15 protein-coding genes, 1 tRNA gene and 2 pseudogenes are annotated in these 17009 nt (G+C 43.2%); 10 read left to right on the top strand and 8 right to left on the bottom strand.

The features are described from left to right. The first annotated feature begins 924 nt into the window (after window positions 1–924). Window positions 925–2661, top strand: a complete 1737-nt coding sequence (gene ligB / locus C5471_RS21515) for an NAD-dependent DNA ligase LigB (RefSeq protein WP_133814439.1) — start codon at window positions 925–927, stop codon at window positions 2659–2661. On the opposite strand, the gene C5471_RS21510 is transcribed toward ligB, so the two are convergent. Beyond that, on the bottom strand, window positions 2655–3272 hold the full coding sequence (locus C5471_RS21510; protein ID WP_133814438.1) for a trimeric intracellular cation channel family protein: 618 nt from the start codon (window positions 3270–3272) through the stop codon (window positions 2655–2657). The genes ligB and C5471_RS21510 overlap by 7 nt on opposite strands. Window positions 3273–3406: 134 nt before the next feature. Between C5471_RS21510 and C5471_RS21505 the strand changes: the two genes are divergently transcribed. Next, a complete protein-coding gene (locus C5471_RS21505) occupies window positions 3407–4696 on the top strand; it encodes a DUF3748 domain-containing protein (RefSeq protein ID WP_133814437.1) in 1290 nt (429 codons plus the stop codon). Window positions 4697–4754: 58 nt separating this feature from the next. Here the strand turns inward: C5471_RS21505 and C5471_RS21500 are convergent, their stop codons facing one another. The 3 genes from C5471_RS21500 to C5471_RS21490 all read right to left on the bottom strand — a co-directional run bounded on the left by C5471_RS21500 (window position 4755) and on the right by C5471_RS21490 (window position 7770). Further along, window positions 4755–5075, bottom strand: coding sequence for a YceK/YidQ family lipoprotein (locus tag C5471_RS21500; RefSeq protein WP_133814436.1), 321 nt, complete (start codon window positions 5073–5075; stop codon window positions 4755–4757). A gap of 678 nt (window positions 5076–5753) precedes the next feature. Next, window positions 5754–7007, bottom strand: coding sequence for a valine--pyruvate transaminase (locus tag C5471_RS21495; protein ID WP_133814435.1), 1254 nt, complete (start codon window positions 7005–7007; stop codon window positions 5754–5756). Between the two features lie 205 nt (window positions 7008–7212). Continuing rightward, on the bottom strand, window positions 7213–7770 hold the full coding sequence (locus C5471_RS21490; protein ID WP_133814434.1) for a DNA-3-methyladenine glycosylase I: 558 nt from the start codon (window positions 7768–7770) through the stop codon (window positions 7213–7215). 195 nt (window positions 7771–7965) lie between these two features. Here C5471_RS21490 and glyQ point away from each other — a divergent pair, with 195 nt between their 5' ends. From glyQ to C5471_RS21450, 8 genes and pseudogenes are all read left to right on the top strand, one after another. Next, the gene (gene glyQ, locus C5471_RS21485; protein WP_133814433.1) at window positions 7966–8880 is read left to right on the top strand and encodes a glycine--tRNA ligase subunit alpha; all 915 of its coding nucleotides are present in this window, start codon (window positions 7966–7968) and stop codon (window positions 8878–8880) included. 9 nt (window positions 8881–8889) lie between these two features. Then, window positions 8890–10959, top strand: a complete 2070-nt coding sequence (glyS, locus tag C5471_RS21480; RefSeq protein WP_133814432.1) for a glycine--tRNA ligase subunit beta — start codon at window positions 8890–8892, stop codon at window positions 10957–10959. Window positions 10960–11078: 119 nt separating this feature from the next. Further along, a complete protein-coding gene (locus C5471_RS21475) occupies window positions 11079–11339 on the top strand; it encodes a type II toxin-antitoxin system RelB/DinJ family antitoxin (RefSeq protein WP_021325378.1) in 261 nt (86 codons plus the stop codon). Beyond that, on the top strand, window positions 11339–11611 hold the full coding sequence (locus tag C5471_RS21470) for a type II toxin-antitoxin system YafQ family toxin (protein ID WP_133814431.1): 273 nt from the start codon (window positions 11339–11341) through the stop codon (window positions 11609–11611). The genes C5471_RS21475 and C5471_RS21470 overlap by 1 nt, the downstream gene beginning before the upstream one ends. A gap of 216 nt (window positions 11612–11827) precedes the next feature. Next, window positions 11828–11904: transfer RNA gene (locus C5471_RS21465), tRNA-Pro, on the top strand. Window positions 11905–12024: 120 nt separating this feature from the next. Further along, window positions 12025–12198, top strand: a pseudogene (locus tag C5471_RS21460) (transposase); the annotation flags it as partial. Window positions 12199–12294: 96 nt separating this feature from the next. Further along, complete coding sequence (locus C5471_RS21455; protein WP_133814430.1) at window positions 12295–12645, top strand: type II toxin-antitoxin system RelE/ParE family toxin; 351 nt, start codon at window positions 12295–12297, stop codon at window positions 12643–12645. Window positions 12646–12650: 5 nt separating this feature from the next. Beyond that, a complete protein-coding gene (locus tag C5471_RS21450; protein WP_133814429.1) occupies window positions 12651–12953 on the top strand; it encodes a helix-turn-helix domain-containing protein in 303 nt (100 codons plus the stop codon). 189 nt (window positions 12954–13142) lie between these two features. Here C5471_RS21450 and C5471_RS21445 read toward each other — a convergent pair whose 3' ends face one another. The 4 genes and pseudogenes from C5471_RS21445 to C5471_RS21430 form a co-directional block, all read right to left on the bottom strand. Continuing rightward, a complete protein-coding gene (locus C5471_RS21445; protein WP_166296379.1) occupies window positions 13143–14153 on the bottom strand; it encodes an MFS transporter in 1011 nt (336 codons plus the stop codon). Between the two features lie 14 nt (window positions 14154–14167). Further along, entirely contained in the window at window positions 14168–14416 is a 249-nt protein-coding gene (locus C5471_RS21440; protein ID WP_166296376.1) for a multidrug efflux MFS transporter, read from the bottom strand. A gap of 316 nt (window positions 14417–14732) precedes the next feature. Continuing rightward, window positions 14733–16007 (bottom strand): cytochrome P450, cyclodipeptide synthase-associated, encoded by a 1275-nt coding sequence (locus tag C5471_RS21435; protein ID WP_133814427.1) that lies wholly within the window; start codon window positions 16005–16007, stop codon window positions 14733–14735. Window positions 16008–16076: 69 nt separating this feature from the next. Beyond that, window positions 16077–16733: pseudogene (locus tag C5471_RS21430) on the bottom strand (tRNA-dependent cyclodipeptide synthase); the annotation flags it as partial. Window positions 16734–17009 lie beyond the last annotated feature (276 nt).

Genomic DNA, 17009 nt, shown 5'->3' with positions numbered 1-17009 from the left:
CCAGTGAAAAAGCCAGTATTCGGCGCAAACGGAAGATGACCAGTATGAATAGTGCCTATATGGACAAGGTGTTAATAGCAGGATTATGCTCGATGGTTAAACAATGAACACTCACGCTCTCACCCTGGGCTATTTGGGTCTTCGATTATACGGCCATGCTGCAATAATAAGGCGGTTGTTCTACCGTATAGAAACAGTAGCAGTATTCTTAATCAGGTTATTTCCTCCGACTAGCCTATGCCATAAAACTTATTCCCTGCGGGTTAAGCTGACTTTTTATTGCTATGAAGACAGAAATAAGAATAGCTATCTTTTTAAAAAAAGCTAATAGAAAAAAGTTATCAGTTGATAACTTTAGGTTAACACTAAATCTGATTGTTAGTCGTGGTTCTTAGATTATTTTCCACAAACAGATTAAAAGAGTGATAATAATGAGGTTTGAACGGAAGAGTTTAGCGCGAATATACATCTTTATGGCTATTGTTACGTGAATGAGTAACTTAATTTACTAACAATTAATTGTAAGGTGGGAAATAAGAAATTGTTAAATTTTTATCGTAATACCAATTCTATGTGATTTATAAAAATTCAGTTATTTTTGGGGTTTTAATATTTATATTTCGAACTATTTCGTAAAGTTATTTGCTTTTAATTTTTATTTGAAAATCGGGTTTGGGCATAATAGAGTATTAATTAGCTTGAATTCTGGTTCTAGGACTACCGCCGTACTTATCCTGTGGGAGGGCTTACTCCTTTGCGACGGTAATGACACTACTGAGGCAGAAATTAAAAAAATCATAATTGATGAATCACAGAAGTTAACGTTGTTTTCCGAACTGCTTCGCAAAGTTATTATCTTTTCCTTGGACGGAATCTTTTTATCCCCTATTTTGCTGTTATGCATGGATAGCCAGGGAGCAACGGATGCTTAATTTATTGATATTGATTCTGTTCATTGTTTTCAATTCACCGACAGTTGCGGCTGAAACACCGAATACAGCGAAAAATTGTCCTGCATGGTCGCAAGACACATTACAACGTGAAACAAAAAGTCTGATGCAGCAAATAGCCCAATGGGATCAACTCTATCATCAGAAAGGGATCAGCGAGATCGATGATGAAGTTTATGATCAATTAATAATGGAGTTAACGCATTGGCAGCTCTGCCTGAAACAAGCGCCTCATCCACATTTTCCTCTAGCAGTCACCATTGATAATAAACTTGTTCATCCCGTTGCTCATACCGGGTTAAGCAAACTGAAAGGTGAACAGGAACTGAACCGATGGTTGCGGGGCAGATTACCCGTCTGGCTACAGCCAAAAGTTGATGGTGTAGCGGTAACACTGGTTTACCAGAAGGGGAAACTTGTTTCATTAATCAGCCGGGGGAATGGTTCCGCAGGCGTAGACTGGACAGCGAAAAGCCAATATATTCCCGATATTCCGCAGAATATAGAAAATGCTCCACCTGATATGGTGTTGCAAGGAGAGCTTTTTCTGCATAAAGAGGCGCATAGGCAGCAGTTATCTGGCAGTGATGGCGCTCGTAGTCGGGTTGCTGGTCTGATGATGCGCAAAGAGCACGTGCCAGAATTAAAGCAAGTTGGTGTGTTTATCTGGAGCTGGCCGGATGGCCCGACTGAGATGGAAAGTAAATTGCGGAAACTGGCGAATATGGGTTTCCCATTAGCGCTTCGCTATAGCCATAAAATAGAGATACCAGAGCAGATACAGAAATTGCGGATGCACTATTTTGCACAACCTATACCTTTTGCTACAGATGGTATCGTGCTGAAACAGGAAATTGAACCCAGAGGAAGTCAATGGCAGCCCGGATCTAACAGTTGGGCGGTGGCATGGAAGCACCCTTTACGCTATCAGGTCACCCAAGTCAGGGAGGTTAATTTTACCATTGGCAGAACGGGCAAAATCTCAGTTGTGCTTGGGCTGGATAAGGTAAAACTGGATGACCGGCAAATAAGCAGAGTCAATATTGGTTCTGTTCGTCGTTGGCAACAGTTGGATGTGTTACCGGGGGATCGGGTAGCTCTCACGTTGGCAGGTCATGGTATCCCGAAATTAGATCAAGTGGTGTGGCGAATAAAAGAGCGTCAATATATTCATCCACCCGATAAGCAGCGTTATCATGCCCTGAGTTGCTTGAAGTTAACGGCGGGTTGTGGACAACAGTTTAATGCTCGGCTGAAATGGCTTGGTGAAAATCTGCAAATGACAGGTGTCAGTAGCGGTAGTTGGGCAATGCTGACCGAGCAGGAGTTAGTTACTGATTTAACCGGTTGGTTAACACTTTCAGTTCAAGATATTGCAGCTTTACCAGGAATAGGCGATAAACGGGCACAGGCTATTTATTCACAATTGAGCAAGGCAAAAAATCAGCCTTTTTCCTATTGGATGAAAGGCATTGGGGTGCCTTATATGGATAAGCTATCTGACGATGTTGATCACTGGCAGCAACTGGAGCAGAAATTAGCCGAAGCACAGTTAAAGCAACAGCTTACTTCCGGGCAATTGAAAAAGTTGTCTGATTTTATCAATGATGAGCAGATTAAAATGATTGCAGAAAAACTGTCAGTGGCAGGGATAAAGGGGTTTGACCGGGAAAACGGGGTCGTAGTTAACCCCGTGGGTATAGTTCAGTGATCGGAGTGTTCATAATTAAAGACAGGTAATCCAAGGCGGTAGCGAATAGCAACCAATCTTGCGGTCAAACCTGCGATCAGGGTAATCAGAACAATGCCGTCTTGTGGCAACGGTGTGTGCTGTAAGCCAATGTATAACCAGGCGGCGGTAAAAGAGACACCAGCATAAATCTCTTTCTGGAAAACCAACGGAATGGTGTTACACAGCATATCGCGTAACACGCCACCGAAAACCCCGGTGATAACCGCAGCAATGGAGGCGATTATCGGGCCATAGTTCATGTCCAGCGCAATCTGCGCACCAATAATGGAGAAGACAATCAGACCAATGGCATCCAGGATAAGAAATAGACGGCGTAAATGCTTCATCATGGGGGCAGCCCAGGTGGTTATCACGGCGGCACAGGCGACGGTCACGATATATTCAGGGTGTTTGACCCAACCAAGAGGGTAATGTCCCAGAAGTATGTCCCGAACGGAACCCCCGCCAATGGCAGTGACGGAAGCAATAATGATCACGCCAAACATATCCATCTTACGGCGGCCTGCGGCTAAAGCGCCTGTCATCGCTTCAGCGGTAATCCCAATAATATAAAGAACACTCAGTAACATAGATTATTCGATGTGTGCAGTATAAAAAGGTAAGGGTAATGTCGAAATGGTAAAGTCTCGACTGAAATTTTTTCTCTTTATCCATTTTGGATTAGTAATAGTTATTCGAATAAAACTGACATAAGGATAATAAAGTGTTCTTTCAGGAACGACAAATCACGTTTGGCAATCGCAACCACCAGCTTACCAATACCCATATTTGGACACCAGACAGCCAATGGTTAGCTTATGATGTTCGTCCTCATGGCGCTTCGTTTACTGGTTTAACGATAGAAAAAATTCATGTGAAAAGTGGTAAAACAGACATTATTTATCAGGCGAAGAAGGGCGCTCATGTTGGTGTAGTGACCGTCAGTCCAACAGAACCTGTCCGGTATGCTTTTATTCACGGGCCAGAATGCCCGGATGAGCAATGGCATTATGACTTTCATCACCGGCGAGGGGTGATTGTCAGTGAGGATTTACCCGGAAAAGCGGTCACTCTGGATGCTATGGATATTACCGCTCCTTATACAGTTGGAGCGTTGCGTGGAGGCAGTCATGTTCATGTGTTCAGCCCGGAGGGTAGCTGTCTGAGTTTTACTTATAATGACCATGTTATGCATGAGCTTGATCCGGCACTTGATTTGCGGAATATCGCCGTGGCTGTGCCCCTCAAATCAGTGAAGCCGCCTAAACACCATCCTCGTGAACATGATGGTAGCTATTTCTCCGTTGTGGTCAGTAGTACCACTTTTCAGCCGGAGCCGGGCAGTGATGATATTAACCGCGCCTATGAAGAGGGTTGGGTAGGTCAGGTAGGATATCGTAAAGCGGATGGCAATTGGCAGCGTTGGGCACTGGCATTTATTGGCGATACCATTTCTGCAACAGGAGAAAAAGTACCGGAAGTCTATGTTGTTGATCTGCCTGAACAGGATGTTGATTATGCAATAGCAGGGGAAAAACCGCTGCAAGGCACGGAAACAACGTTACCGGCACCACCTGCCGGTGTCATACAGCGTCGTCTGACATTTACCGGTCACAAACGCTGGCCGGGGGTGATGAATAACCCACGTCACTGGCTACGTGCTTCACCGGATGGTGAGCAGATTGGTTTTCTGATGAAAGATGATGATGGTATTGTGCAATTGTGGACAATATCGCCAAATGGTGGAGAACCTCGTCAAATAACTAGGGGAAATTGTGGTATTCAATCCGCTTTTAGCTGGGAGGGTAGCGGTCGGTTTGTTGCTTTTATTTGTGATAACAGCGTGATGCTGTGTGATGTGCAAAATGGGCAGGTGCAGCGACTGTCTGAACGTACTGAACAGGCACCTTCTGCGGATGCAGTTGTGATTTCACCAGATAGCCATCATATTGCATTTATGCGTGAAGTTGATGGTTATATGCAAATTTTCCTGGTGGAAACCGGCATCAAATAAATATATTTGCCGCCAGTTTGCGATTTACTGGTGGCAATAAATAAACCGGAACGAATTATTAGTTGGCTTTGATCTGGTGTTGTGTGTTTTCTATTTTTTCAATTCGCTCTTTTGGTGAATTTGCTGATTGATCCTCATCAGATTTTATATAGTCATAAGGTAATAAAATGGTATCCAGCAGGGCAGAAAAAGGCAGGTCAATCGCTAATAGTGGCTTCATTACCCAGCCAGTGTCGTTATCTTTCAGCATTTCAATATTCGCTTTTGCGCCGGAATAATAACCATAGCTAGGCCCTGAATGGGTCATAATGCTCGTGCACCCGCTGGTTAACAGCCATCCTAATGTGACGCAAAATAGAATTAATTTATTACTCTTCATTGGTTCTATTGATCTCGTATGGTCAAACAGCCGGAATATTTCACTCTTGCGTTGGTTTGTTGGGTAGTTTTTATTCCCCTAAGTTCCTTAGCTAAGAGCCTTTACGTCATCACTATAATCACGCCACGCAACATTGACCATAGCACTGATACCAAAAAGTAGTGAATTTTTTATGTAACACTATTTTTTTCTGTTCTTCTGATTAATAAGGAATGATACAAATCATCATAATGATTTGAATGGCCTATATCTTAAATGCTTATTAAGTATAAAACTGATTTGGCTTTTATATATCCGTAATGTTATTTCAAGAAGGACTATCTTGTTCCATATTACAATAATCCCTTACAATTTGTGGGTTAAACCACATAATGACAGTTCAGTTTCTGACAGAATTAGCGGTTCTTTTTTCGACTTTATAGAGTATGTGTGCGTCATGTTGGATTTTTCTATTTTTGTATTAGCCATCAGTAAACGCACAAAAACCGGTCTATTCGAGCTATTGGATAGAGAAGTTTCTGATTAAATAGATACAGCTTGAGGAGAGTGGGTAGACAAGGAATGTCTTTTTCCTCCTTATGCATCAAGCATTCTACGAATTCTGATAATAATCATGTAAAAGTCCTCGTTGTCATTTAGCTCCCGCATTTTTATGCAGGAGCTTTTTTATTGCTGGTTTCAGGCGACTTTCTGATGTGCCAATTCAATCTCTTCCGCCAGAATCGCAATTCCTTTTTCGATACTTTCCGGATCAGGAACATAATTCATGCGCATACATTCGTGAGCATGTGACCAGTTTTGTTCAAGCCCTGGGAAGAAATAGTGGCCTGGAACCATCAGCACACCGCGCTTTTTCAGCCTGTGATAAAGCGTTTCTGTTGTTATCGGCAGGTTTTTAAACCACAGCCACAGAAAAATAGCCCCCTCCGGTTTATGGATAAGGCAAATTTCTGTCGGCAGATAACGACGGATAATTTGAATAACGTCTTGAACCCGTTGTTGATAGAACGGGCGGATCACGTCCTGTGACAAACGAAGAAGGTCATTACGTCGGATCATTTCTAATGCGATTGCTGGACCAACACCACCTGGTGCAAGGCTGATGATCCCGTTCATATTACTGACCGCATTAATGATTTTCTCATTAGCGATAATAATCCCGCAGCGGGAGCCGGGCAGTCCTAATTTGGATAAGCTCATGCACAGAATAATATTGGGATTCCACAATGGTGTGGCTTTGCTGAAAATAATACCCGGGAAGGGTACGCCATAAGCATTATCAATCAACAGTGGGATTTGGTGTTGTTGAGCCAAATAATCCAGCCGTTGTAACTCTTCGTCAGTAATGACGTTACCGGTTGGGTTCGTTGGGCGAGAAACACAGATCAGGCCAATATCGTCAGTAATATTCAGGTGGTCAAAATCAACGTGGTACTTGAACTGACCTTCTGGTAATAATTCAATATTGGGTTTATTGGCAACAAATAAGCCTTCATCCAGCCCTGAGTCAGAATAACCAATATATTCCGGTGCCAGTGGGAAGAGTACCTTACGGCTAGAGCCATCTTCACTGCGTCCAGCCAGCAGGTTAAACAGATAGAAAAATGCACTTTGGCTGCCATTGGTCAGGGCAATATTTTGTGTACCAATTTCCCAGCCAAGTTTTTCGTGCAGCATCTCTGCCAACGCTCGAATTAGCGTATCTTTCCCCTGAGGACCATCATAGTTGCATAGTGTGTCAGTGAGTTGACCATTTGTGGCCATCTCAATCAGTAATTGCTGAAAATAGTCATCCATTTCCGGGATATGTGCCGGATTACCACCGCCCAGCATAATTGCACCGGGTGTCCTCAACCCTTGATTCAGGTCATTCATCAGGCGGGTTATACCTGAGTCTTGTGTAAACTTGTTACCGAATTGGGAAAAAATCATAGCCGTGTTCGTTGCCGGTGTATTGTTTAAGTTAGAAGAAATAACACCATACCCCGCGCATTATCGGGGTGCAATCTGGAAAATTATGACTATTGATTATTTAATCTGGCATTTAATTTAACATTTAAAATAAAGAGCTAAATGTTTGGTTAATATCCAACTTTATTATTGGCATTAATCTTGGGGCTATTGTAATTCACTGAATTTATTTTCTACATAAACAGTCAGTTATATGGTCATTGACCAAACCTGTTGCTTGCATAAATGCATAGCAAGTCGTACTGCCGATGAATTTGAACCCTCTTTCTTTCAGTGCTTGTGATAACGCATCTGAAATATCTGTTTTTACCGGCACCTCTGTGGTGGTTTTCCACTGATTAATAATCGGTTTGTTATCAACAAAACGCCAGATAAAGGCGCTGAATTCCTCTCCCTGTTGTTGCATTTTAAGGTATGCCCGCGCATTGTTGATAATCGCGTTAATTTTGGCACGATTACGGACAATAGCGGGATCAAGCATCAGCCGTACCACATCATTTTCATCCATGACGGCAATCTTTACCGGGTCAAACTGATGAAAACATCGGCGATAGCCAGCGCGTTTTTTCAGGATAGTCAGCCATGACAGCCCGGATTGTTGGCCTTCCAGACAGATCATTTCAAACAGCTTCTGGCTATCTTTTTGTGGTTTTCCCCATTCATTATCATGGTAAGCCAGATATTCAGGATCAGAAGTCACCCAATTACAGCGTGTTAATTCCATGATGATTATTCCCGATGTTGATGGTTAATAATTGACTGTACTTTAACTGTATATATATACAAGCAAAATAGCCAGATTAAGATTTTTTTATTTCAGGGTGGAATTGAGAACGAATTCAGGGCTGTATATCTTAAGGTCAAAGGGTATACTGACCGACTTCCTTTCAAATTCATATGTATCGCGTGCGGATCCAACATGCAAAAGTTTGATACCAAGACCTTTCAGGGGCTGATCCTGACATTACAGGATTATTGGGCGCGCCAAGGCTGCACCATTGTCCAACCACTGGACATGGAAGTCGGCGCGGGTACTTCTCATCCAATCACTTGCCTGCGTGCACTTGGCCCGGAGCCAGTTGCCGCTGCGTATGTGCAACCTTCCCGTCGTCCGACGGATGGCCGATACGGTGAAAACCCGAATCGTTTACAACATTACTATCAGTTTCAGGTCATGATTAAGCCGTCACCAGACAATATTCAGGAATTATATCTGGGTTCTCTGAAAGAGTTGGGGTTGGACCCGACGGTTCACGATATCCGTTTTGTTGAAGATAACTGGGAAAACCCGACATTGGGTGCCTGGGGCTTGGGTTGGGAAGTGTGGCTTAACGGCATGGAAGTGACGCAGTTCACTTACTTCCAGCAGGTAGGTGGTTTTGAGTGTAAGCCGGTAACTGGCGAGATTACTTACGGTCTTGAGCGCCTGGCGATGTATATCCAGGGCGTGGACAGTGTTTATGACCTGGTTTGGTGCGATGGCCCGCTAGGTAAAACCACTTATGGTGATATTTATCATCAGAATGAAGTAGAACAATCTACTTATAATTTTGAGTATGCCAATGTAGATTTCCTGTTTAGCTGCTTCGAGCAATATGAAAAAGAAGCTCAGGAGTTGCTGGCGCTGGAAACGCCGCTGCCGCTGCCGGCTTATGAACGTATTCTTAAAGCGGGTCATACATTCAACTTATTGGATGCCCGTAAAGCTATCTCGGTGACTGAGCGTCAGCGCTATATCCTGCGTATCCGCACCCTGACTAAAGCTGTTGCCGAAGCTTATTATGCCTCCCGTGAGGCATTGGGCTTCCCTATGTGTAAAAAGAATCAGAACTAAGAGGCTGTCATGACTCAACAGACTTTCCTGGTGGAAATCGGCACAGAAGAGTTGCCGCCGAAGGCTCTTCGTTCACTGGCTGAAGCATTTGCAGCTCATTTTGCGGCAGAACTGGATAACGCTAATTTGGCTCATGGTGAAGTGAGCTGGTTTGCCTCTCCGCGCCGTCTGGCGCTGAAAGTAGCCAATCTGGATGAAGCGCAGGCTGATCGTGAAGTGGAAAAACGTGGCCCGGCGATTGCTCAGGCATTTGATGCGGAAGGTAAACCGACAAAAGCGGCTGAAGGTTGGGCTCGCGGTTGTGGTATTACAGCTTCTCAGGCTGAACGGTTGGTGACAGATAAAGGCGAATGGTTACTGTATCGTGCGTTGGTCAAGGGCCGCAGTGTAAAAGAGTTGCTGGCGGGTATGGTCAGCCATGCTCTGAGTAAGTTGCCGATACCTAAATTAATGCGTTGGAGCGATAAAGAGACTCAGTTTGTTCGTCCGGTGCATACCGTTACGATGTTGTTCGGTAATGAACTGATTGACGGTGACATTCTGGGCATTAAATCTGCGCGGGTCATTCGTGGTCATCGTTTTATGGGTGAGCCTGAATTTACGATTGACAATGCGGAACAGTATCCCGCGATTTTGCAGCAACGCGGTAAAGTGATCGCGGATTATGAAACCCGTAAGGCGCAGATCAAACAAGATGTGGAACAGGCGGCTGTTAAACTGGGTGGCATTGCAGATATTAGTGATAGCCTGTTGGAAGAAGTGACTTCACTGGTTGAATGGCCGGTTGTGTTGACGGCGAAATTTGAAGAAAAATTCCTCGAAGTACCAGCAGAAGCATTGGTTTATACCATGAAAGGCGACCAAAAATACTTCCCGGTTTATGGCAATGCCGGCAAGTTGATGGCGAATTTTATCTTTGTCGCCAACATTGAATCCTCTGATCCACAACAAATCATTTCTGGTAACGAAAAAGTAGTTCGCCCGCGTCTGGCTGATGCGGAGTTCTTCTTTAAGACAGATCGTAAACAGCGTCTGGAAGACAACCTGCCTCGCTTGGAAACAGTTCTGTTCCAGAAGCAGCTTGGTACTTTGCGCGATAAGACGGATCGTATTCAGGCCTTGGCAGGCTGGATTGCAGAGAAAATCGGTGCTGATGTTAATCACGCTACCCGTGCGGGTCTGTTGTCCAAATGTGACCTGATGACCAATATGGTGTTCGAGTTCACCGATACTCAGGGTGTGATGGGAATGCATTACGCCCGTCATGACGGTGAAGCGGAAGATGTCGCTCTGGCGTTGAATGAGCAGTATCAGCCGCGTTTTGCCGGTGATGAGCTGCCTTCTACGGGTGTTTCCTGTGCGTTAGCCATTGCTGACAAAATGGATACTCTGGCGGGTATTTTTGGCATTGGTCAGCATCCAAAAGGCGATAAAGATCCGTTTGCACTGCGTCGTGCTGCGCTGGGTGCTTTGCGTATTATCGTTGAGAAAAAACTGCCGCTGGATTTGCAGGCATTGACAGAAGAAGCGGTTCGTCTGTATGGCGACAAGCTGACCAATGCCAACGTCATTGATGACGTGGTTGAGTTTATGCTTGGTCGTTTCCGTGCCTGGTATCAGGAGCAGGGTTACAGCATTGATACCATTCAAGCTGTGCTGGCGCGTCGTCCAACCCAACCCGCTGATTTTGATGCCCGCGTTAAGGCGGTGACTCACTTCCGTACATTGGATGAAGCGACAGCGCTGGCAGCCGCGAATAAGCGCGTTTCTAACATTCTGGCGAAGTCAGAAGAGGCACTGAATGAAAAAGTCAGTGCTTCTGTGCTGAAAGCGCCTGAAGAGGTGAGGTTGGCAACACATCTGGTGGTTTTACAGGATAAGCTGGCGCCTTTGTTTGCTGAAGGCCGTTATCAAGAAGCACTGGTTGAATTAGCCTCTTTGCGTGAAGTTGTCGATGCTTTCTTTGACAATGTGATGGTGATGGATGAAGACCAGCAGGTGCGTGTGAATCGCTTAACTTTGTTAAGTGAATTGCGTGATTTGTTCCTGAAAGTTGCGGATATTTCGTTACTGCAATAATAAGCTGAAATAGCTAATTCCGGCTGTTGTGAAATGCAATGGCTGGAACTTAATACCTCTAACCTTGATTTTGTAGCTCATTCGAGCTACGTTTTATTTATAAATTAAAAGGGGGATTTATGGCTGCAAATGCGTTTGTTCGGGCAAGAATCGATGAGACATTAAAAGCAGAAGCTACCGAGGTTTTGGCTGGTATGGGGTTAACCATATCTGATCTAGTGCGTATCACCTTGACTAAAGTTGCGAAGGAAAAAGCATTACCGTTTGAAATGCGAGTACCTAATAAATTGACTGCCGAAACTTTGGCTAAGAGTGATCGTGGTGAAGACATTCATCAAGCAAAGGATGCTGACGATTTATTTGATCAGCTTGGTATCTGATGCGCCAGCCAAGATATTCAAGTCAATTTAAGCGTGATGTGAAATCTGCACGAAAACGTGGCAAAGATATGAACAAACTTAAGGTCCTAATGAGTTTGTTGATTGATAATAGACCATTGCCTGCTAACTATCAGGATCATCCTCTCCGTGGTGAATGGAAGGAGTTTCGTGATGCTCACATTGAGCCTGATTGGTTATTGATTTACAAAGTAGTTGGTGATGTCGTTAGGTTTGAACGAACAGGAAGACACTCTGACCTATTTGATGAATAAACCTTTCTGGGGGTACTGGGTAGCAGGTTAAATTAACTTAGTTAGGAAAAAGAAAGTCCAGATTTAGCTACAACATTATTTTTTACCTAATTGACGTATTTTTGTGAAATCCGTGAGAAAGTGCGGCGTTCATGCTGTTTTTATCAGCAACTAACCCATGATTATCGAAAAGGTATTGACGGCCTACAACGAGCGCAGTAAGATGCGCCTCGTTTTCGGCGAGTAGCGCAGCTTGGTAGCGCAACTGGTTTGGGACCAGTGGGTCGGAGGTTCGAATCCTCTCTCGCCGACCAGATAATAGTTTGGGGATGCTCAACAAGTAGTTCCGCGAACTTAAAGAAATCAGAAAAGCCCTAGCCAAAAGGTTAGGGCTTTGATCTAATAGGGTTAGTCCAAAAAATGGACTAACCGACATGCTTAAAGAACCTTCACCTCAGCAATATCAGTTTGAAACTATCACGCTTGATGAACTCGTTCCCGAAGACCATCTTGTTCGTAAAATCGATGCCGTTATGGATTTTGAGTTTGTTCGTGATGCCGTCGCACACCTTTACTGCCCTAATCATGGTCGCCCTGCCATTGACCCCCCGTTCGCTTAATTAAATTACCCAGGCCGTCGATTCTTTCTTGATTATAGGTTTGAATCTATATAGCATTGCACCTATATTAAGTAAGGAGAAATCATGTGGGCCATTGAGACAACCGACACCTTTGATGAGTGGTTCGATGCTCTGGATGACACTGACCGGGCTAACGTGCTGGCTTCTATGATGGTGCTTCGAGATCGAGGGCCTATGCTATCAAGGCCATACGCAGACACCGTGAACGGTTCATCCTACAGCAACATGAAAGAGCTGCGGGTTCAAAGCAAAGGAGACCCGATCAGAGCGTTCTTTGCGTTCGATCCAAAGCGGAAGGGGATTCTTCTCTGTGCCGGTAACAAGACTGGGGACGAGAAGAGGTTTTATGAAGTAATGATTCCGATTGCAGACCGAGAATTTGCGGCGCACTTGGACAAATTGAAGAAGGAGTAAACGTTATGGCAAGAACTCTTGACCAAATGCTGGCAGCAGAAAAGCCGGACGTTGTCGCCAAAGCACAGGAGGCGGCCACCGAAATGTTGCTGAACATCCACCTGGCCGAGCTTCGTGAACGCATGAACCTGACACAAGGGGATATTGCGGTTGCTCTAGGCATCAAACAGCCGACAGTCTCCGATATGGAGAAGCCGGGTCGGGACCTAAAGCTGTCATCTCTCAAGCGCTACGTTGAGGCCTCTGGTGGTAAGCTGCGTCTTGATGTCGAGCTCCCGGACGGAACTCACTACGGATTTGTTGTTTAACTCGATACGCCCCTCTGGGGCGTATCAGACCGCTGACAAAGTCCTAACCAAAAGGTTAGGACTTTGATCTAATAGGGTTAGTGCAAAAAATGGACTAACCGACATGCTTATAATTTACTTTATTATTGATTCTTGATTCTTCTCCCTAAAATCTGGGCACAGAGTTATGTGCCCGTACTATAACTGGGATTAATGCCGTAGTTTGAGTGCTGGAATTGTGCAACAGAAAGTAATAAACAGTAGCCCAAGTAAAATCAGGGAAAAACCCTCACGACTTGGATCAATGCTGTAAAGCACAGCGACAGTTGCCGTACCTAGCGATGCACCAAATAAGGTTCCTATTCTGGTGATGACGCTCGCATCCGGAACTTGAGTGGCAGGTAACTCATGATAAGCATGAGACATCGCAAACAATGTAAGTAAACCTATACCAGCACCTCTAAGCAACATTGTTACCACAATGATTTCTGGATGAGATTGGATATTGTGCAAAAATAGCGGTACTGTGCCGAATATAGCCATCATTGTTCCAATCAGAGCTGTATTACTTACACCAAAACGTTCGCTTAATGATTTAAGGTAAGAGCGTGAAAGAAGCGCACCTACTCCGTGAGTGCCTATCCAAATGCTGGCAAGTAATTCACTTTGTTGGAAGCCATGTATAAACATAATGGGTAAAGCAAAAAGGCCGCCATAAAAACTAATACTTGAAAGAAGTAATAACCAAATGGATGCGGTAAAAGATCTCACTTTAAACGGTGCGAGTTGAATTAAAGCATCGGAGGCTTTATTTCGTGTATGGCAAATAAAAAGTAATATGAGTATTAAGCTTGCAAGTAAGATCCCAACCATAATTAACCAATGGAGGAAGCTCATGGTATCTGTTTTCGTTAGCAATGACAGACTGTAAATCATGAATAATAGCGATGGTGTTAGCAATAAAAATCCCATTAGATCAAAGCGTATAGATTCCGATTTATCATTCTTGATGATACACACGGCGCTGAGAATAATGGCTGCTATCCCAATGGGTACATTGATAAAGAAGATCAAACGCCAATCACCGATATGCAATAAATAGCCTGCGACGATAGGCCCAGCAATAGGAGCGATAACTGTGGGTACAGCAATGGTTGCCATAGCCCCTTTTAAATTTTGTTTGCCGACTGCATTAACCAATACTGTTTGCATCACAGGCATCAGAATACCGGCACCTATGCCCTGCGGCGGGTCGCCCAAGCACAAATTGTCACTGTGACTGTCGCACTCAAGGTATACAGCGTTGAAACCCACTGTAGCTGTGCAACTGAAGCTGAAAGACTGACTGTCAGAGACGGAATGGCAACGCCAATGATTGTTGCATCTAATAGAGGCAAACAAATCCCGATTACAAGACATGTAATAACCCAGAGTTGGTATCGATTTAAGGGTGTTGACTGTTCAGAATAACTATTTTTGGTCATGATAGATCTCCGTTGCCAATAAAGTTTTTTTACCTGAACGCAAATTGGCAAGATAGTTACCGGTAAACATACAGGTTGTTGTCTCAGCTGATTTTAAAGCAGTTTGTTTTGATGGTATTTTCTCTATTTCGGGATTAAGTATCACTGTTTCAAGGGATGCTCACCTCTGGCATCCCTTCAATATTTCAGATGGATCTTTTGAACTATTTCACACAAATCTGGTGTTTTTCCAGAACTGACACATACTCACTATTGTGTCACTGTATTGTATAGGTGACAGTGTTCCTCGTTACGCCATAGCATGAGCTTTAGGTTCCTATTCCATCGTTTCCAGAGTGATTTTCAGATCAGGACAACCATTTCCCGGAGTAGAAGATATTATTGGATCAAAACTCAAAAGAAGTTTGGAAGGCCCTCGTGTATACACTCCTGTTTCTTGATAATTATAGTTATCCGCAAAACGTAAATTGTGCAGGCGATCTAAAATAATATTGGATGAAACTTCCAACTGACAAAGTGAAAATGCAGCAGCGAAACAAGAATGCGTACCTGCACCAAAAGCTAAATGTCTTTTTCGATTTGCATTCTGGTGTGAAGTTGTATTCTTTCGTCGATATAGATCAAATTTATTTGGTTTGTAAAAAACTGATGGATCGCGATTAGCTGCACCAATCATACAAAATACTAGAGCACCTTTAGGGATATCAATACCAGAAATAGTGACGTTTTCACCCGCTTCTCTTGGAATTAACTGTACGGGTGACGTCAGACGCAAAGTTTCTTCAAATGCATCTCGAACTAGACTGCGATCTTTAACCACTGCATCAAGCATATTCGGATTAGATATTAAGTGATTAAGCATCATTGCTAATATCTTGTCGGCAGGTTCTGTGGCCGCTAATAGAATGTTTAAACACAATGCTGTAATTTCACTTGTAGACATCCCTGTATCTTGCCCATTATCACCACAAAGTATCGATATAAAGTCCCCACAGGGATTACACCGTCTCTGATCTATTATAGGATTTAGTAAGCGAATCAATTTCTGGCTACATTCAAGACTGTGTATTTTTTCTGATTCTGTTTGGTCAAACTGGGTAATGAAATTGGTGATACCCTTATGCCATTCAGCTATGTCACGATAGTTATCACTTGGAAGTCCAAGAATACCTAATGTAACTAATATGGTGTAATCTCGACCAAAGTCATTAACAATATCTATATTTCCTTTTGCTACATAAGGTTGTAGCAGATCTTCAGTAATCTTTCGAATCATGGGTTTGTGATAACGATTAAAATGATCTCTTGAAAGACCTTGCATCATGAGTTTTCGTTTACATGCGTGTTCTTCACCCTCCATTTGAATAAGAACGCGATCTCCCATAACAGGTTCCGCACGTTCAGTTAATGGCCGCGTATTGAAAATTGGGGATTTTAAAATAGCGTCAACATCCTCATATTTGCCGATAAAGTAGCTATTTGGGGATTGGTCAAAATACACTAAATCTTGTCGATGCAAGGTGTCGTAAAAATCGTAAGGGTTTTTTATAAATTTGGGATCGTGAATGTTGAAAGAACTTAATTTAGCCATTATTTTGCTTCCTTTCTAATGATATTGATGACTAAGAATCTATTGATTTTAAACACAGCTGCTATCTCATCAAACTAATTGAGTGACAATTCCGTAACTTTGTTTATCTCCTACTTGTATAGGATAACTACCATTAAATAACCCTTCTCCGATTGGCCAAGGGCGGTGATAGAGCAATGTAGAGTGTTTTACTCCAAGTAATCGAGGGGTATTGAGATAAAAGGGAATTTCAGCGAAAATATATGGCAACGCTTTATATATACATTGTAGGTCAATTTTATCAAAGTATTGTCCAATACCTTTTAGTCGCCCTTTTATGGCTTGAAAAGACATATCAAGGCAGCTTTTTTTAAAGGATTCTGATTCATTGAAAGCGTTTTCAACTTGTGTTTTAAGAGATTGGTAATCATAGTTTAATGCAAAGTCGCTAAATTGAATGATTCTGATTTGCTTACTTTTTAGTGTTGCTATAGAAATAATATCGTCAAGGCGACGTACATGACGTTTAATTTCACGTTGCGTTTTCTTGATAGCCTTATCATCCTCAGTCCCACTAGCAACTAAAAGGCGTGAAGCTTCACGTTCACAAGGTAACAATATGTCGACTTGTCGGAAATAATGACGTGACCACTGAATAAGGTCTACAACATAGTCCTTTGAAAAACGCGAGTTAAAGAGGCTTATCCCTACTAGCGCATGATCACCTCTCTGAATAATTTGGTTACAACGAGAGGTTTCACCTTAAACAGTAAATGATGCTGAATTCTTGTATAACAACGCTGAATGGGCTGATAATATTTCCATTTCGTGCTTACCATTGATCCCTGTAGAAAGATTATATCCACGCTAATAATAGCTAAAGGCGGATTCGACTGATAAGTGCAATTTTTCAGAAGGGCGGTCAGTTGCTATAGTAGGCATCTTTCTCGCCAAAGGAAAATGCACTATGGCCTATACACAACTGACCGAAACAGAAAGATATCAGGTTTCCAGCTTAAAAGA

This window comes from Photorhabdus tasmaniensis, assembly GCF_011189505.1.
Taxonomy (GTDB): domain Bacteria; phylum Pseudomonadota; class Gammaproteobacteria; order Enterobacterales; family Enterobacteriaceae; genus Photorhabdus; species Photorhabdus tasmaniensis.
The sequence above is the reverse complement of the archived record's forward strand: the minus strand, read 5'-3'. Positions and strand labels throughout refer to the sequence as shown.